A 17,290-nucleotide genomic window follows, 5' to 3' on the forward strand; every position below is an offset into this window, starting at 1 on the left:
GGGTCTCCCGAGCCCTCTCTCGCCGAGGGGGCGCGCATGACCGACGACGGACGCACCGAGCGGGCCCTCGACGGCCACGACGACCCCGCCGATCGAGGAGGCGCGGTGCGGCAGGGCGGGATCGCCCGCCACGGTCGCCTCCGCCGTGGGCACCCCGTGGCGTTCGCGGCGAAGGTGACGGCGGCCGCGCTGGCCGTGGTCCTCGTCAGCACGACCTCGATCGCGGCCATCGCCACGTGGCAGGTGCTGCAGGGCGCGAGGCCCACGGTGCAGCTCGCCGGACCCGACGGGTCGTCCGCCTCGCCGGTGCCGCAGCTGACGGCGCAGACCGGTGAGGTGAACCTGCTGCTGATCGGCACCGACACCCGCGAGGGGCTGGGCACCGGGTTTGACGACGCCGCCAACCAGCAGGCCAGCTCGGGGGCGGGCAAGAACGACTCCACGGTGCTCGTGCACATCTCCGAGGACCACACGAACATGGCGGTCGTGAGCTTCCCGCGCGACCTCATCGTGCCGATGCCGGCCTGCCCGAACGACGACGGCACGGTGAGCCCGGCGACCTCGGGCGCGATGCTGAACACCGCGCTGGGACGTGGCGGGCCGAAGAACGGACTGTCGTGCGTGGCCCAGACGATCGGACAGCTGACCGGACTGCAGATCGACTACGCGGGATCGATCACGTTCGAGGGGGTCGTGTCGATGGCCGACGCCATCGGCGGCGTCGAGGTGTGCCTGGCGACGCCGATCCGCGACACCGAGGTCCAGCCCGCACTCGACCTCCCGGCCGGCACGCGGACGTTGTCGGGGGCCGAGGCCGGAGCCTTCCTCCGCTCGCGCTACGGGGTCGGCGACTCGAGCGACCTCGGGCGGATCAGCAACCAACAGACGTTCCTCTCGGCGCTCGCCCGGCAGACGGTGTCGGCGGGGACGCTGACCGACCCGACCAAGGTGTTGGCGATCGCGAGGGTGGCTTTCGCGAACATGACGCTGAGCGACACGCTGGCCGACGCGTCGACCCTCGCCAAGCTCGCCCTCGCCGTGAACACGGTCGGGCTGTCGAACATGGTCTTCGTGCAGTACCCGGCGGTGGACGATCCCGCCGACCGCAATCGCGTGCTGGTCGACGAGTCGGCGGCCGCGGTGCTGGACGACGCCCTGCAGCGCAACCTGCCGCTGACCCTCTCGGCGGACAGCCTCGGACGGTCGGCGGTGCTCGACCCGGCCACGCCGGGTGTGTCGGCGTCTCCGTCCACGGGTGCCGGGGGCGAGGCGTCGGGCGAGGCGACCGACGGGGCGGTCGACGTCGTCCCGGGCGCCGGAGCGACCCCGGCGCCGACACCCGCACCGACCTCGGCGGCCCTGCCCGGGAACGTCTCGGGCCAGTCCGCCGACCAGGTCACCTGCGCCAAGCGCGACTGACGAGGGGTCGAGTCACCTTCTTCCGGGGGTTCCCCCTGCCTTCGACGCGCCCTAACATGGCAACCGACATGTGAACTCGGACATGTCACCTTCCGGGTGGCGTGTCGACGATCGACGAAGGGGCCACACGATGAAGACGATCACATCGATCCGAGGGGTCGGTGCGACGGTGGCCCTGGCCATGGTCACCGCGGCCTTCGCGGCGACACCGGCCGCGGCGACACCGGCTGCCGCGGCACCGGCCGCGGCGACGCCCACCGCCACGGAGCCGGCTGCTCCGACGTCGGCCCCGGCTGCCGCCGCCTCGACCGCGACCGTCGACCTCGACATCGAGCGCCGCGCCGACGGCAGCGGCCCCTTCACGCCCGCCGAGGGCCCCGGTGCCGACGCCGGCGCCTCGAACGGCATCGTCCGCACCTTCGACGCCATCACGTACCGCGTCACCGTCAGCGCCAATGGCGGCTCGGTGACGAACGAGCGGTTCACCGTCACCGCACCCGACGGCACCACGTGGGCCGGTCTGCCGAACACCTGCGAGGTCGACGGCTCCGCGATCGTCGGCCCCGAGCTCACCTGCAACGTCGGCACCGTCGGCGAGGGGCAGGTCCTCGCCACCCCGGTCGTCCTGACCATCGACTCCCGGGCCGGAGGCGGCACGGTCGCCATCACGGGCACCGTGACCGGTGACGGCGTCGCCGAACCGGCAGGGCCCGTCACATCCGTGGCGACGACGGTCTCCGCGGCACCGCGCTTCGACCTCGCGAAATCCGTCGCGAACTCCACCTTCCACCCCGGTGTCGTCGGCCCCGACGGGACGGAGGGGACGGTCCTCCAGTACCCCGTGACCGTCGCGTGGGAGCCCGTGGTCCCCGGGCAGGGGCTCCTCGGCTACGAACGCTCGAGCGGCACCTTCACCTTCCGGGACGACGTCTCCCGGATGTTCGGCGACCTCCCGTCCCCCGCGGTCCTCTTCGGTCACGACGGGCGGGCCGCCTGCGGGCTCAACGACGGGCGCACCTTCCCGGTCCTCCCCGGCGGCAGCGGGGGGAGGTCCACGACGGTGCTGCACTCCGGCCGCTTCGAGTGCACGCAGTCCGCTCCGGGGCAGCCCGTCGAGGTGACCATCACGGGCACCGACACCGACATCACGCCGTCGAGGGGCATCCCCTCGCAGAGCGCCACCGGCCAGCCGATCCAGGGGGGCGTCAAGCCCTACGTGATCAGCGGGTACATCAGCATCTGGGTTCCCGCCCTCGACGCGGGCCAGTCCCTCATCGCGACCAACACCTTCACCCCGCTGCAGACCACGGGCATCAGCGGTGCGTCCAACTTCCCGGGCTCGACCGAACCGCTGGCGAACAACTCGGTCGACCGCAACCTGTCGTTCTTCGTCCCGGGAGGGGGCTTCAAGCACCTCGGCCAGACCCGGGCGGACGGCTCCACCGCCGTCGGCTCCGCGAAGTCGGGAGACCCCTACGTCACCCCCGGGACGCGCCTCCGTTCCCAGGTCTCCCTCGCGAACAGGGGCGTCTCGGACTACGTCGGGGCGATCGCCTGCGACGTCTACGACAACCGCTTCCAGCAGCTGACGACGCTGTTCGGCGAGCACGCCACCACCAACGGCTGGAACGAGGGCGTCCGCATCGAGTACGCGGCGTTCTCCTTCTCCGACCCCACCGTCGGTCGGGACGCCACGTGCGACGACTCCGACGGTCCCTGGTACGACAGCCCCGACGACGTCCCCGGCGGTGTCGAGGCGATCGGGAAGATCCGCGCCGTCGGGACGGTCGCCGGTGGGCGGGCCGGCAACCTCTTCAGCTACTTCGAGGTGCAGGCCGCCCCGAACGACACCCGCGTCCACGACTTCGGCTCGTTCTTCGACGGCACGAGCGCCTGGGTCCACGACACGGCGCCCGCGGCCAACGGTGTCGGGCCGCTGGCCGACAGCGTCATCGTCACGCAGGTCAGGGCCCGGGTCGTGAATAAGGTCGTCAACCCCGGCACCACCGCCGAGACCACCCCCGACGAGACCGCGTTCGTCGTCGCCGGCACGAGCATGGACTACGCCCTCTACCCGACGCTGACGAACGCGACGGAGGGGGGCCGCCCCCAGGTCCTCACCGTGACGGACGTCCTGCCCGCGCACACGACGTACCAGCGTGGCTCGAGCTCCCTCGAACCGACGAGCGTCGAGACCACGACGATCGACGGTGAGCTCCACGAGACGATCGTCTGGACCCTCGAGGAGGTCGTCCCCAACCGTCCGATCGCGCCCCTCACGTACCGGCTCGACGTGTCCGGGACGGCCCCGCCGGGGTCCGTGAACAACACCGCCCACGTCGCCGCCGACGACGACCTGTCGCCCGAAGGGCTCCGCACGGCACTCCGAGGCGTCCGCGTCGAGTCCTCGAGCGGCATCGGCGTCCAGAAGACCGCGGAGGAGCCCACCGTCGTCGTCGGCGACGACCTCGTCTGGACGCTCGAGTACCGCAACACCGACTCCGTCCCCATCGCGGCCGTCGACCTGATCGACGTCCTGCCCACCGTCGGGGCCAGCGGTGGGCAGGTCGACCTCGCCGCCCCGGTCGAGGTCGACCCCGACGCCGGTGAACGCGTCCGCTACACGACCGCCGCCCCGGGCGGCATCTCCTTGGACGGCGACGACCCGAGCAACGCCCCCGGGGGCGACACCGCCTGGTTCGACGCGTCCCGCATCGGGACGGGCGGCGACCAGGTGGCGCTCGAGGACGTCACCGCCGTCCGCATCCAGCGGACCACGGCCGTCGAGGTCGGCGAGGTCGTCACGCACGACCTCACCGCGGCGGCGACGGAGGCACGTGACGGGGACGTCGTCACCAACCGGTTCGGCCTGCGCGCGACGAACCTCGCGCTCGCCGCGTTCTCGAACCGGGCCGCCATCACCGTCGTCGCCGGAGCCGTCGGCGACCGCGTGTGGGACGACGCGGACGCCGACGGGCTCCAGGGGCCTGCCGAGGCCGGCATCCCGTTCCTCCCGGTGACCCTCACCGGCACCGACGACCGGGGCCGTCGGGTCGAGCGGCGCACCACGACCGACCTCGCGGGCACGTACGTCGTCGACGGGCTCCGCCCGGGGGCGTACACCGTCGCCTTCTCCTCGCTGCCCGACCGGGTCTGGACCGCACGCCACCAGGGAGACGACGACACCGTCGACTCCGACGCCGGGCTCGACGGAACCGCGACGGTGGCGCTCTCGACCGTCCTCGAGGGGGACGAGCTCGTCGGGGTCGACCGGGACCTCGGCATCGATGCGGGCCTCCTGCCGGCCGTCGACCCGGGGGAGCCCGTCGACCCGGGGGAGCCGGTCGATCCCGGTGTGCCGGACGACCCGGGTGCCCCGGTCGACCCGGGCGCCCCCGTCGACCCGGGGGCACCCGTCGATGCCGTCGGTGCCGCGGGCACGACATCGGACCCGTCGACCGGGCCCCGAACGCCACGGGGTGACCGTCTGCTCGCCTTCACGGGCAGCGAACCGGCCGTCCTCGGCATCGCGGCGCTCGGCCTCCTCGGTCTCGGTGCGCTCCTCGCCCTCGCCGCGCGGCGGCGGGACTCCTGAGCGTGTCCCGTCGCCGCCGCGGCGCCCCCTGATCGTGACCGGGCTCCATCTCGGCCTCGTTCAGGCGGCAGGGCCGAGGAGGCGCCCGGTCCAGTCCCGCAGGGCCGCGACGGCTCGGCGCGACAGGGTCGCCTGCGGCAGCATGCTCGCGGAGCCGTGGAAGGCCCCCGGCCACACGTGGAGCTCGGCCTGCACCCCGGCCGCCCAGAGCGCCCCCGCGTAGGCGACGGCTTCGTCGCGGAACACCTCCGCGCTGCCGCAGTCGACGTAGGCCGGTGGCAGGTCCGTGAGGTCGGTCGCGCGGCCGGGAGCGGCGTAGATCGACACGTCGTCGTCGTCACCACGACGGTCGCCGAGGTAGGCGTCCCAGCCGAACCGGGTCATCTCCCGGTCGGCGACGCCCACCCCGTCGAACTGCCGGGCGGAGACGGTCGCGTCGCGGTCGTCGAGCATGGGGCTGACGAGCACCTGCCCGAGAAGGGCCGGGCCGCGTCGATCACGGGCCAGGAGCGCGGTGCCCGCGGCGAGCCCGCCCCCGGCGCTCTGACCGACGACGACCACGCGGTCGGGGTCGACGCCGAGCTCGTCGGCGTGCTCGGCGACCCAGACGAGACCGGCGTAGCAGTCCTCGACCGGGTAGGGGTCGGGGTGCTCGGGCGCGAGGCGGTAGTCCGGGCTGACGAGGACGACGTCGTGCACGAGCAGCCAGTCGTCGTACGAGTCGAGGTTGCCGAGGTGGTGGCCGAACATCATGCCGCCCCCGTGGATCGCGTAGGCGCAGGCCGCCGGCCCGGTGCGGCCGATCCGCTGGACGACCGCGAGGTCGATCGGGTCGCCGAGGTGCCCGGGGGCGGTGATGCTGCGCCTCTCGAGACCGCGGGCGCGCAGTCCTTCGTCGAGCTGCGCCTCCGTCGTCTCGAGCTGTCGCATCCGGGGCAGCATCCCGGTCTCGAGGCGGAAGCGGCCGCGGGCGTCCATCGCCTCCAGGAAGGGCGCGAACTCGGGGTCGAACGGCGGACGGGGCAGGGCGGTGGTGTCAGGCACGGGAGGTCTCCTCGGTGGTGGCGGTCGAACGGGTCGGGGTCGAGAGCGGTTCGGGGGCGGGTTCGGTGCGGCCGGGGTCGCCGCGGCCGGGGTCGGTGCGGCCGCGGTCGGCCCTGCCGTCGGCGGTCCGGGCACGGGTCGTCCCGACCACGACGAGCGCGGCGGCGACGACGGCGAGCCCGAGGCCCGCGACCGTCAGGGCGTCCTGGAACGTGGCCAGACGTGCGGCCGTCCAGGTGGTCGTGGTGATGCTGCCGCCGACGAGCACGGCGACGACCGTCCCGGCCATGGTGACGGCGGCACCGCTCGCGAGCTCGCTCGACGTGTCGACCAGGGCGGCACCGACCGAGGTGCGGTCGGCGGGCAGGCCGGTGAGCACCGAGGCGCCCGCGACGACCCCGACCACGCGCATCCCCGCCGCGACCAGCACGAGCGCGACGAGCACCCACACGTACGCGTGGCGACCCAGGGCGCCGAAGACCGCGAGGCCCGCGACGACCGACGCCGCGCTGATCCCCGCCGCCCGGGCCAGACCGACCCGCCGGACGAACGGCCCGACGAGGCGACCGCCGGCGAGCAGCACGACGACCTGCGGAAGCGTCCCCACGGCGGCCAGGGCCGGCGGCCAGCCCCAGGCGAACTGCAGCTGGAGCGTCACCAGGTACGAGAGCCCGGCGACGGCGAGGCCCGACGCCGCCTTGAACGCGAGGCCGCTCGACACCAACGGACGGGCGAGCAGCGAGAGGTCGACCACCGGGTGCCGGGCGGACCGCTCCCGGGCCACGAACCCGACGGCGCCGACGACGGTCACGGCGACGCCGAGCCACCCCCACCCGGAGGTGCCACCCGACTCCACGAGGACGGTCGGCGTCACGAGGGCGGTGGACACGGTCGCCGTGCCGAGCAGCGCTCCGGCGACGTCGACCGGGTCGCGTCGGAGCCCCGCGGGGTCGTCCCGGGCGACACCGAGCCCGATGCCGACCAGGGCCAGGACGGCGATCGGCGCGTCGGCGAGCAGCAGCACCTGCCACGGGGCGACGGCCAGCACGAACCCGCCGACCGTCGGTCCGACGGCGAGGCCGACGAGCCCCGCGGTCGAGATGACGGTCAGCGCGCGGACGCGCAGGCCCTCGTCGTCGAAGAGGCGGAACGCCAGCGCCATCGACCCCGGTGTGGTCATCGCGGCCGCGACCCCCATGAGCACGCGGACGGCGACGAGTTCCCCGGTCGTCGTGACCGCCGCGGTGGCGAGGCTCGCCGCGGCCAGCAGGACGAGTCCCGTCATCATCACGCGGCGGCGGCCGACGCGGTCGGCGACGGCGCCGGACAGCAGCATGAGCCCGCCGAAGGCGATCGAGTAGGCGGCGGACACCCACTGCAGGCCCGTCGTCGAGGCGTCCAACTCGCGGCCGATCGTCGGCAGCGCGACGTTCAGCACCGAGTTGTCGAGCATCTCGAACAGGAACACCGCGGACAACCCGGCGAGGGCGATCCAGGCGTCCGAGAGGCGAGGAGGCGCGTCGCCGGTGCGGAGGCCGGCGCGGCGGATGAGGTGGGGGCTGGGCGACACGAGGGCGCACTCCTTCGAGGGAAGAAGTGGCGGATCGTCCGATGCCGCGTGCGGGTGCGTCGCGGATCGCGACGCCTTTTACCTCAGTGAGGGAGACGATACACGGACCGCCGGCGATGACGGAACCCGCGCCTCCGACCGCTCAGCGCGCGAGGGTGTCCTTCGGGTGCTCGCCGAAGCGGGCCAGGTACGCGGCCGAGAACCGGCCCATGTTCCCGAAGCCCCAGCGGCCGGCGACCTCCGAGACGAGGGTCGTCCCCGGGTCGCCCGCGACGAGGTCCTGGCGCACCCGGTCGAGGCGGACGTGTCTGAGGTACTTCGACGGACTGGCGCCCAGGTGCTCGTTCATCAGTTGCTGCAGGGTCCGGGTGTGCATGCCGGCGGCCGTGGCGATGTCCGCCGACGAGATCGCCTGATCGGCGTAGGCGTGGACGTACTCGGCGGCGAGTCGCAGGCGTTTCGTCCGCTCGGTGCGCAGGGTGTCGGGGACGTCGACCGCTCGCCACGGGAACACGTCCAGCAGCGTCCTGACGATCGCCGTCTGGGCGCCGTGGCGGGCGAGGGGAGGGGTCCGCGGGTCGACGATCGTCGGGGTGGCGGCGCCGAGGGTGCGCTGCCAGGCGGCGAGGGCGACGTCGCTCGGCACGGCGGCGTAGTCGAAGACGATCCGTTGCGCCGGCCCGGCGTGGCGTTCGGTGGCGACCTCCTCGAAGAAGGCGCCGTCGATGTAGACGATGCCGTGCCGGTGGGGCGTCATGACGAACGAGAACGACGTCTCGGTCGGGGTCAGGAACGGCCGGGTGCCCACGCTGGTGAGTTGCCCGGTGGGGTGGTCGATGGTCACGGAGCCCTGTGGGAACCAGGACACGACGTAGTCCCGCGACCACGGGATCGTGCCCTGCAGGTGACCGGTGAAGGTGCCGGTCTGCAGGGCCAGACGGGCGTCGCCGGCGGAGGCGAAGCGGAACGCGAACGGCTCCGAGTCGACGCGGGCGCGGAAGTCCCGGCCGGCGAGGACCGTCTGCAGACTGTCGCGCGCCTCCTCGACGTCGTCGCTCGACCAGGCGTCCCGGCGGAATTCGTCGGGTGCGCGCTCGTCCGGTGCGCGCTCGTCGGGCGCCGGTCCGGTCGCGGGCATGTAGGTGCTGGGCACGGTGATCTCCTGGTCCTCCCCTCCGGGTCGCACGCTGGTGGGACATGGCCTCAGCAATGGGGACGAGGGTCGAGCAGGTTTCGTCACGAATCGCCGACGGGAGGTCTGACGGACACGATGCCGCATCCACCGGCGGCTGTCCCTACCCCAGAAGACGTGCCCCGCCCCGAGGGGGATGCCCCGCCTGCGGGTCGGGAGGGCGCCCGCGGGTCGGCAGGGCGCCTGCGTGTCGACGGGGTGCCGCGGCCGCGGCTCAGACGTCGCGGGCGAAGCAGACCGACTCGGCCGACCCGGCGTACGAGCCGAAGAGCGGGATGCTCTCGTAGCCCTCTCGTTCGTAGAAGCGGATGGCGTCCGGCTGGAGGATGCCCGTCTCGAGCACGATCCGGCGGGAGCCCAGGTCGCGAGCGGCGTCCTCGAGGGCTCGGAGGACGGCGGTCGCGACCCCCGATCCCCGCGCCTCGGGCGAGACGTACATGCGTTTGACCTCGACCGTGGCCGGGCCGACCACCGTGTCGGCGAGAGGGCGCAGGCCCCCGCAGGCGATCGGCCGGTCGTCGTCCGCGCGGGCGACGAGGAACACCGGGACGTCGGCCGCCGACGGTGGCGTGCCCGGCTCGTGGTCGTCGCTGCCGTACCGGGCGTCGAGTTCGACCCGCTGTGCGCGGCGGAGGCCGTCGGCGTCGGGGTGGTCGAAGGGGGTCCGGGTGATCGTCCAGCGCATGGGTCGTCCTTTCGTGACAACCGTTACGGTAACATGCGTTACGATCACGGGATGAGCAGGACGCGTGACGTGGACGACACCCGGAGGCGTCTCTCGGACGCCGTGTTCACGACCCTCGCCGAGCGCGGGCCGACGGGGCTCACCCTCCGCGCGGTCGCCGAACGGGCGGGCTGCACCACGGGCCTCGTCCTGCACACCTTCCGGGACAAGCAGGCCCTGCTGCTCCACGCCCGGGACGTGCTCCACGAGCGCACCCGCGAGCGCTCGGACGCGCTCGAGGGCGATGCCGGCGACGCGGTGGCCGCCGTACGCGCCGTCGTCCTGGGCACCCTGCCGACCGACGACGAGCGTCTCGCCGAGGCCCGCGTGTGGGTCGGCTTCCTGGCCGCGGCGCTCGACGATCCCGTCCTGGCCGAGCGGCACGCCCTCGCCAGCCGCGCCTTCGCCGACCGTCTGACGCGACTGCTCGAGGTCGGTGATCCCGGGGGCCACGACGAGGCGGGCACCCGGGCGGCGGCCCTCGTCGCGGCGGTGGAGGGGGTCTCGAGCCTGGCGACCGGCGACCCCGGCCGCTGGACCGCGGCGCGCCAGGTGCAGGCTCTCGAGGTCGTCCTCGCCGCCGCCCTGCGGACCAGCGCCCCGCGGTAGTCGATCAGCCGCGCCGGTGGTCGATCAGCCCCGCCGGTAGCGGCTGCCGTCGCAGGTGTGGACGGCCGAATCGTCGAAGAGCAGCCGCAGGTCGTAGGCGGCGCAGTCGGCGAAGGTGCCGATGCTGATGAACGAGGAGGAGCGGTGCAGTTCGCCCTTGGACGGGCCGTCGGAGCCGATGCCGGCCCGGTGGACCATCCACTCGACGTCACGGGCGTCCTGGTCGAGGTAGCGCATGACCGCCTCGTTGTCCTCGTGCTGGCCGATGTACGCGCGGGCGATCGTGCTGCGGACGATCCGCAGCACCGGTGCGAGGGGCTTGCCCGGTGCCGCGCTCAGGCCCCCGGCCTGGTACAGGAGTCGCCGCGTGCCGCTGCGGCGCATGGCGGGGACGAGCGCTCGGACGAAGGTCGCGTTCACCTGCCGCTCGCGCTGGGCGGCCGCGTCCCCGACCATCATCACCACGGCGTCGACGCCGCCGAGCAGGGCGTCGAGGTCGAGTTCGTCGTCGAGGGAGCCCTGGACCACCTCGAGGTCGTCGTGCTCGATCGCGAGCTTGCCGGGCGTCCGCGCGAGAGCGCGGAGTCGATGCCCGGCGTCGAGTGCCAGTCGCGTGAAGTGCTGCCCGGTCTGCCCCGTGGCGCCGAGCACGAGGAGGGTGCGTGGAGTCGTCATGGCCTCAATCTAGGCGGTGTCTAGTATCTAGTCAATGACTAGCCGGGGATTAGGATCGAGGCATGACGCAGCGGCCCTTCCACCACGGGAACCTCCGCGCGGTGCTGCTGGACGAGGCGGTCGAGGTCGTGCGCGAGTCCGGCGTCGACGGCCTCTCGCTCCGCGACCTCGCCCGTCGGGCCGGGGTCAGTCACGGTGCCCCCCGGAGCCACTTCGTCGATCGGCAGGCGCTGCTCGACGCGCTCGCCGGAGCCGGGTTCGAGCGGCTCACCACCGCGGTCCGACGCGCGCTCGACGGCGAGGGAGGTCGGACGGAACGCCTCCATCGCGTCGCCCGGGCCTACGTCGACTTCGCCGTCGACGATGCCGCGCTGATGGAGCTCATGTTCCAGACCAAGGTGACGACGAAGCCCGAGGCCGTGCACGAGGCGGCGGGCACCCTCTTCGCCGTCCTCGACGGAGCCCTGGGGCCGACGGAGTCCGAGGCGTCCGGTGACGAGTCGCGCGACCACTTCAAGATGCTCTTCGCGGCGACGATGCAGGGGATCGCCTCGCTGGTCGCCTCCGGCCGCATCGAGCGCCCCCTCGGGGACCGCCTGGTGGGCACGGCCATGGACACGATGCTCGACTCCGACCTCGGACGGCGCGTGGTCACGACCCGCTGATCGGCGGGGGCGTCGGTGGCGGCGTCCTCCTCCTCGGGCGGTGCCCGGCGGGAGGTACCGTCTACGCTCGGCGGCATGCTGTCGTTGACCCGCGTGCGGGAGTCGTTCTGGTTCCTGCCCGCCGTGTTCGGGCTCGTCGCCGTCGTCCTCGCCGAGGTGCTGGTGACGGTCGACCGGTCCCTGCCGACGACGGTGACCGAGGGGCTGCCGCTGCTGGGTGCCCTCAGCGCCTCCGGGGGACGGTCGTTGCTCTCGGGCATCGGGACGTCGATGCTGACCGTGGCCGGGACGTCGTTCTCGATCACGATCTCGGTGCTCGCCACGACGTCGTCGACCTACGGCCCGCGACTCGTCCGCAACTTCATGGCCGACCGTGCCAACCAGTTCGTGCTGGCGACCTTCACCTCGACCTTCCTCTACTGCATCGTCGTGATGCGCACCGTCCACACCGAGGTCGACGACACCAGCGCGTTCGTCCCGGTGATCGCCGTCCACGTCGCGGTCCTGCTCAGCGTGTTCGACGTCGGGGTGCTGGTCTTCTTCATCCACCACATCGCCGGTTCGGTGCAGATCACCTCGCTGCAGGCGCGCGTGCTCGACGACCTCCGGGCCGTGACCGACGTCGTCTACCCCACGAGCCCGGCCGACGACGTCAGCCAGGAGGCGCGGGTCCGGTCCTCGGCGGACGATCCGCTCCCGGCCGACGCGGCCGTCGTCCGTGCCGACGCCGACGGCTACGTGCAGACCGTCGCGTTCGAGGCGCTCCGACGCGTCGCCGTGCGTGAAGGCCTCGTCGTGGAGGTCGTCGCGATGCCCGGCCGGTACGTGATCGTGGGGGACCCGCTCGCGGTGACCAGCGCCTCCCCGGGGTCCGACACGGTCCGTGAACTGCGACGGGCGACCACCCTGGGGCCCGCCCGGACGCCTCACCAGGACGTCGGGTTCGCCCTGCAGCAACTCGTCGAGATCGCGGTGCGCGGTCTCGCCTCGGGGAGCAACGACCCGTACACCGCGGTGAGCGCGCTCGACATGTCGGCCGGAGTGCTCGTCCCGCTGTGGCGTCGGGGCGAGCCCGTCACGGCGCTGCTGGACGACCGGGGTGCACCCGTCGTCCTCGTCACGTGGCCGTCCGTGGAGGCGCTCGTCGACTCGCTGTTCCACACCGTCCGCACCTACGCCCTCGACCAACCGGCCGTGCTGGCGGCCGCGCTGCGCCTCGTCGAGCGGCTGGACGAGGTGGCCCCGCCGGCCCGCGCCGGTCGACTGGTCGATCACGGGACCGCCCTCCGGGACGCCCTGGCCGGCTGAGGCTCCCGCCGCCGACGACCGCACGCGCCTGCGTGCAGGGGGGCGGGGCTCGGCAGTGCGGACGTGCACGTCGCGTCGGGACCGTGCCGTGCGCTCGTGCGCCATGCGCCATGCGCTCGTGTCGTCGCGCACTCGTGTCGGCAACTCCGGGCTGGTGCCGCAGCGCCTGATCCCGGGCCCGGAGTCCCGGGGCTCGCGCAGCTCGGTGCGACACCAGGCAGGAATTGCCCGCACCGCGAGGCGACGCGCAGGGCGGGTTGAGCGGGGTGCCGGGGTGCCGGGGTGGCGGAGTGCCGGGGTGGCGGCGGGGCGTGCCAGGGGTGCGGGCGGGCTCGGCTCCGGTCGGGACCGCGCGTCACCACGATTCCCGTCGGCAACTCCGGGATGGTGCCGCAGCGCGAGTCCCCGGGCCCGGAGGCTCGGGGCCGCCGCGGAACGTCGAAGCACGAGGCAGGAATTGCCGACCACGCGGCGGGGTGGGCGGTCGGGCGACGGGGTGGCCGAAGGAATCGGGGCGGGACGTCGTGCCGGTGGCGCGGCACCCGCGGGGTCGGCGGTCGCGGTGGGGCGGCACGCTCGGGGTCGGCGGTCGCGGTGGGGCGGCACGCTCGGGGTCGGCGGTCGCGGCGGGGCGGCCGCCCCGGCGCGGAGCGCGGTGTCGGTGGTCTGACGTAGCGTCCTCGGTGGGAGGCGTGATGAGAGACCACCGGCAGTCGTCCGTGCGAACCGGCGTGCGCCTCCTCGGCGACCCCCGTGTCGGGTGCGAGGGCGCACGGTGACCGCCGTCATCGGCCCCGTCGGGGGCGACGAACGTCCCGACCACCTGTTGCCGCAGCAGGCCGCCGAAGCCGTCCACGCCGGTTTCCCCTCTCCGGCGCAGGGCTACTACAACGGGCCGGTCGACCTCAACCGGCACCTGATGCGCGACCCCACCGCGACGTTCCTGGTGCGGGTCAGCGGCGACAGCATGACCGGCGCCGGCATCTTCGACGGTGACGAGCTCGTCGTCGACCGGGGGCTCGACGCCCACGACGGCCACGTGGTCGTCGCGGTCGTCAACGCCGAGCTCACCGTCAAGCGCCTCTCGTACCGGCAGGGGCAGATGGTGCTCAGCCCCGAGAACCCGGCGTACCCCGAGATCGTGCTGTCCGAACTCGACGAGGCGACGATCTGGGGCGTCGTGACGAGGTGCCTGCACCGTGTCTGAGTCCGCTACGACATCCCGGTCGACCGCGTCCGAGCGCAGCGTCGCCATCGTCGACGCCAACAACTTCTACGTGTCGTGCGAGCGCGTGTTCAACCCGGCCCTCGAGGGGCGGCCGGTGGTCGTGCTGTCGAACAACGACGGCTGCGTCATCGCCCGTTCCCAAGAGGCGAAGGCGCTGAACGTCGACATGGCGGCACCGTGGCACAGCATCGCCCCGATCGCGGCGATGCAGGGAGTGGTCGCGGTGTCGAGCAACTACGAGCTCTACGGCGACATGTCGGCGCGGTCGGCCGAGATCCTGAGTCGGTACACCAGCGACCAAGAGGTGTACTCGATCGACGAGTCGTTCATCGAGCTGACCGGTTCGCTCGACGACACGATCGCCCAGGCCCGCGAGATCCGCCGCGCCCTGCGCAAGCTCATCGGGCTGCCCGTCAGCATCGGCATCGCGCCGACCAAGACCCTGGCCAAACTCGCCAACCGGGGGTCCAAACAGAACGCCGCCCTCGCCGGCGTCTGTCATCTGGGCAGCTACGCCCCCGAGCAGCAGACGGCGATCCTGGCGAGCGTCGACGTCGGCGACGTCTGGGGCATCGGTCGCCGCACCGCGAAGAAGCTCGCGCCGCTCGGCATCCACACCGCGGCCGACCTCCGCGACGCCGACGCCGCCCGCATCCGCACGCGCTTCGGCGTCGTGCAGGCCCGGGTGGTCCACGAGCTACGAGGCGTCGACTGCCTGCCGATCGAGCAGGTGCAGCCCGACCGCGAGCAGATCTACCACTCGCGGTCGTTCGCGGTGCCCATCACGACGGTCACCGAGCTCGAAGAGGTCCTGTCGGTCTACACGCAGCGGGCCGCGGCCCGGTTGCGCGGGCAGGGGTCGTTGACGCGCATGATGCGGTGCTTCACCGCGACCTCGCCGTTCTCCGACAGCGCCGCCCACACGAACCACTCGGTGTCGGTGGCGTTCCCCGAGCCCACCGACGACGCCGCCCTGCTGTACCGCTCGGCCATCGCCGCCCTCGGGCCGCAGCTCGAACCCGGCAAGCGCTACGTCCGGGCGGGCGTCACCCTGATGGAGCTCACCCCCCGTGACGAACACGCGAGCCTCGACGTCTTCGGCGAGGCCGACGCGGCACCGCCCGCCTACGGCGCCGTCATCGACCGCATCGCCGGCAAGTTCGGCGAGGACACCCTGGGGCTCGGCATCGCGGGTCTCCGCCACCGTCGCGGATGGTCGATGAAGCGCGACATGGTCTCGCCCCGCGCCACCACCCACTGGGACGAATTGGCGACCGTCAGGGCTCGGTGACGATCCGTGGGCGCACCTCGTCGGTCGTCAGTCGGCGGACGCCCGGCGTCGAGACGGCCGCGAGGGTCGCCGCCACGATGATCGCGGCGCAGACGATCAGCGTCGGTCGCGTGCCGACGTACTGTGCCGCCGGCCCCGCGAACACCTCGCCGAGCGGCACGGCCACGAACGAGCCGACCATGTCGTACGAGTAGACCCGGGCCAGGGAGGCGCGGGGCACGTGGCTCTGCAACGACTGGTCCCACGAGATGGCGAAGATCTCCAGTGCGACGCCACCCAACAGGAAGGCCACCACCAGCGCGGGCACCACCGGAGCCAGTCCGAGCGTCGCCACCGGCAGCGCCGTGACGGCCATCAGCCCCACGCCCACGGCGAGGCCGTGCCGGGGCCGCCAGCGCAGGGCGACGACGGCTCCGAGGCCGAGGCCGACCGTCTGGGCCGCGACGACCAACCCCCAGGCCGCCCGCCCGAACGACCCGTCCGCCACGACGGGGCCCAGCACCGTCGTCGCCCCCACGAACGCGGCGTTCAGCACCGCGAACTGCGCCACCACGATCCAGACCCACGAGCGCCGGGTGAACTCCTGCCACCCCTCGCGCAGGTCGGCGATCACCGACGGGCCCGAGCCCGGGCCCGAGCCAGCGCCCGCCCCCGCCCCCGAGCCCGCCCCCGCGCCCGCGCCGGAGCCGACCCCGCCACTCGACGGGGTGCCGGGCCGGACGGGCAGCCGAAGCCGGGAGTACAGCACGCCCGCGAGGGCGAAGCCCGCCGCGTCGACGGCGAGGCCCCAGCCCGGACCGACCACCGCCACGATCCCCGCCCCCGCCGACGCCCCGACGACGCTGCCGCCGTTGAGGCCGAGGCGCAGCAGTGCGTTGGCGGGCCGCAGCAGGGCGTCGGGCACCGTCTCGGGCACGAGGGCCGCCGCCGCGGGCAGGCTCACGGCCGCGACCGCCCCGTTCAGCACGCTCAGCACGACGAGCAGCGGGATCGTCGCCGACCCCGTGACGACGAGCGAGGCGACGACGGCCTGGGTCCCGGCGGCGGCGAGCGACGTCCCGACGAGCACGACGTCGCGCCGCAGCCGGTCGGCGATCACGCCGCCGAAGAGCAGCACCGCGACGTTGGCGATCGACCGGGCCGCGACGACCAGGCCGAGGTCGGCCGCCGACCCGGTCAGGTCGAGCACGGCGAACGCGAGGGCGATCGGGGCGACGGCGTTGCCGAGCACGCCCGTCGTCCGAGCCGCGAGCAGCCAGCGGAACGGGCCGTGGGCGAGGGGACCCCGGCGGTCGTGAGGGGCCCGGGGGGCCGAGGAGGCGCCTCCTGCGTCCCCGGTCACGGTCGCCTCATCGGGAACAGGGCGGCCGTCATCGACACCGGGTTCGTGCCCGGCGTCCGGGGGCGCTGCGCGGCCGCGTGCAGGAGGGCGGAGGCGTGACCCACGTGGCGCACGACCCGCTGCCAGGTCTCGGGGTCGACCCAGAGCTCGGCGTCGGTCGAGATCTGGGGGCCGTCCGCCCGCCGCGGGGAGCGGCGACGCAGCTCGTCGGCCAGGGCGTCGACGTAGCGGGCGCGTTCGGCGTCGGTGTCGTCGTCGGTCCCGTCGACGGAGGGCGGGACGACGGGGAACGGCTGCGCCGACGACAGGTGCCGGTAGCGCTTGGCCTCGCCGCCGCGGATCGTGACCACCTCGACGACCTCGACGAGACCCACGCGCTCGAGCACGCGCAAGTGGTAGCTCGCCGTCGCCTGCGACAGCCCGAGCTCGCGACCGGCCTCGGCCGCGCTCATCGCGACGCCGGTCAGGAGCGACAGGAGGCGCAGGCGGATCGGGTGGGCCGTGGCGCGGAGTTCGTCGAGTGCGGACATGTGGCCATCGTGCAGGCCGACGCGTCCGACCGTCAAACGGGTCTTTGGGGGTCGGCTACGCCACCTCGTGCCGGATGGTCGACGACCTCCATCCGGGC

At 73.6% G+C, this 17,290-nt stretch carries 14 protein-coding genes; 7 read left to right on the top strand and 7 right to left on the bottom strand.

Features of this window, described 5'->3' with window-relative positions; translation table 11 throughout:
• The first annotated feature begins 36 nt into the window (after positions 1-36).
• The gene (locus ACVJ1F_RS03695; RefSeq protein WP_456884765.1) at positions 37-1,419 is read left to right on the top strand and encodes an LCP family protein; all 1,383 of its coding nucleotides are present in this window, start codon (positions 37-39) and stop codon (positions 1,417-1,419) included.
• Positions 1,420-1,549: 130 nt separating this feature from the next.
• The gene (locus tag ACVJ1F_RS03700; protein WP_456884767.1) at positions 1,550-5,014 is read left to right on the top strand and encodes an SdrD B-like domain-containing protein; all 3,465 of its coding nucleotides are present in this window, start codon (positions 1,550-1,552) and stop codon (positions 5,012-5,014) included.
• 60 nt (positions 5,015-5,074) lie between these two features.
• Here the strand turns inward: ACVJ1F_RS03700 and ACVJ1F_RS03705 are convergent, their stop codons facing one another.
• The 4 genes from ACVJ1F_RS03705 to ACVJ1F_RS03720 form a co-directional block, all read right to left on the bottom strand.
• Complete coding sequence (locus tag ACVJ1F_RS03705) at positions 5,075-6,058, bottom strand: alpha/beta hydrolase (protein WP_456884769.1); 984 nt, start codon at positions 6,056-6,058, stop codon at positions 5,075-5,077.
• A complete protein-coding gene (locus ACVJ1F_RS03710) occupies positions 6,051-7,628 on the bottom strand; it encodes an MFS transporter (protein ID WP_456884771.1) in 1,578 nt (525 codons plus the stop codon). The genes ACVJ1F_RS03705 and ACVJ1F_RS03710 overlap by 8 nt, the downstream gene beginning before the upstream one ends.
• 142 nt (positions 7,629-7,770) lie before the next feature.
• Entirely contained in the window at positions 7,771-8,781 is a 1,011-nt protein-coding gene (locus ACVJ1F_RS03715) for a helix-turn-helix domain-containing protein (RefSeq protein WP_456884773.1), read from the bottom strand.
• A gap of 253 nt (positions 8,782-9,034) precedes the next feature.
• A complete protein-coding gene (locus ACVJ1F_RS03720) occupies positions 9,035-9,505 on the bottom strand; it encodes a GNAT family N-acetyltransferase (protein WP_456884776.1) in 471 nt (156 codons plus the stop codon).
• Positions 9,506-9,556: 51 nt separating this feature from the next.
• Here ACVJ1F_RS03720 and ACVJ1F_RS03725 point away from each other — a divergent pair, with 51 nt between their 5' ends.
• A complete protein-coding gene (locus ACVJ1F_RS03725) occupies positions 9,557-10,153 on the top strand; it encodes a TetR/AcrR family transcriptional regulator (protein ID WP_456884778.1) in 597 nt (198 codons plus the stop codon).
• A 24-nt stretch (positions 10,154-10,177) separates the two neighbouring features.
• Here the strand turns inward: ACVJ1F_RS03725 and ACVJ1F_RS03730 are convergent, their stop codons facing one another.
• The gene (locus ACVJ1F_RS03730; protein WP_456884779.1) at positions 10,178-10,828 is read right to left on the bottom strand and encodes an NAD(P)-dependent oxidoreductase; all 651 of its coding nucleotides are present in this window, start codon (positions 10,826-10,828) and stop codon (positions 10,178-10,180) included.
• 62 nt (positions 10,829-10,890) lie between these two features.
• Here ACVJ1F_RS03730 and ACVJ1F_RS03735 point away from each other — a divergent pair, with 62 nt between their 5' ends.
• The 4 genes from ACVJ1F_RS03735 to ACVJ1F_RS03750 all read left to right on the top strand — a co-directional run bounded on the left by ACVJ1F_RS03735 (position 10,891) and on the right by ACVJ1F_RS03750 (position 15,320).
• Entirely contained in the window at positions 10,891-11,493 is a 603-nt protein-coding gene (locus tag ACVJ1F_RS03735) for a TetR/AcrR family transcriptional regulator (RefSeq protein ID WP_456884781.1), read from the top strand.
• Positions 11,494-11,568: 75 nt separating this feature from the next.
• On the top strand, positions 11,569-12,801 hold the full coding sequence (locus ACVJ1F_RS03740) for a DUF2254 domain-containing protein (RefSeq protein WP_456884783.1): 1,233 nt from the start codon (positions 11,569-11,571) through the stop codon (positions 12,799-12,801).
• A gap of 775 nt (positions 12,802-13,576) precedes the next feature.
• Complete coding sequence (locus ACVJ1F_RS03745) at positions 13,577-14,008, top strand: LexA family protein (RefSeq protein WP_148076764.1); 432 nt, start codon at positions 13,577-13,579, stop codon at positions 14,006-14,008.
• Positions 14,001-15,320: a Y-family DNA polymerase gene (locus ACVJ1F_RS03750; protein WP_056046762.1), complete on the top strand. Its 1,320-nt coding sequence runs from the start codon at positions 14,001-14,003 to the stop codon at positions 15,318-15,320. Before ACVJ1F_RS03745 ends, ACVJ1F_RS03750 begins: the two co-directional genes overlap by 8 nt.
• Here the strand turns inward: ACVJ1F_RS03750 and ACVJ1F_RS03755 are convergent.
• Positions 15,307-16,662 (bottom strand): MFS transporter, encoded by a 1,356-nt coding sequence (locus tag ACVJ1F_RS03755; protein ID WP_456884784.1) that lies wholly within the window; start codon positions 16,660-16,662, stop codon positions 15,307-15,309. The genes ACVJ1F_RS03750 and ACVJ1F_RS03755 overlap by 14 nt on opposite strands.
• Positions 16,659-17,192, bottom strand: a complete 534-nt coding sequence (locus tag ACVJ1F_RS03760) for an ArsR/SmtB family transcription factor (protein ID WP_056047848.1) — start codon at positions 17,190-17,192, stop codon at positions 16,659-16,661. The genes ACVJ1F_RS03755 and ACVJ1F_RS03760 overlap by 4 nt, the downstream gene beginning before the upstream one ends.
• Positions 17,193-17,290: the final 98 nt, after the last annotated feature.

It is taken from the genome of Frigoribacterium sp. 2355 (assembly GCF_054060695.1).

Excerpts from the sequence above, each read along its gene's own strand:
- ACVJ1F_RS03760 (WP_056047848.1), bottom strand. The coding sequence starts at position 17,192 with ATGTCCGCACTCGACGAACTCCGCGCCACGGCCCACCCGATCCGCCTG.
- ACVJ1F_RS03740 (WP_456884783.1), top strand. The coding sequence starts at position 11,569 with ATGCTGTCGTTGACCCGCGTGCGGGAGTCGTTCTGGTTCCTGCCCGCC.
- ACVJ1F_RS03735 (WP_456884781.1), top strand. The coding sequence starts at position 10,891 with ATGACGCAGCGGCCCTTCCACCACGGGAACCTCCGCGCGGTGCTGCTG.
- ACVJ1F_RS03695 (WP_456884765.1), top strand. The coding sequence starts at position 37 with ATGACCGACGACGGACGCACCGAGCGGGCCCTCGACGGCCACGACGAC.
- ACVJ1F_RS03725 (WP_456884778.1), top strand. The coding sequence starts at position 9,557 with ATGAGCAGGACGCGTGACGTGGACGACACCCGGAGGCGTCTCTCGGAC.
- ACVJ1F_RS03720 (WP_456884776.1), bottom strand. The coding sequence starts at position 9,505 with ATGCGCTGGACGATCACCCGGACCCCCTTCGACCACCCCGACGCCGAC.
- ACVJ1F_RS03700 (WP_456884767.1), top strand. The coding sequence starts at position 1,550 with ATGAAGACGATCACATCGATCCGAGGGGTCGGTGCGACGGTGGCCCTG.
- ACVJ1F_RS03730 (WP_456884779.1), bottom strand. The coding sequence starts at position 10,828 with ATGACGACTCCACGCACCCTCCTCGTGCTCGGCGCCACGGGGCAGACC.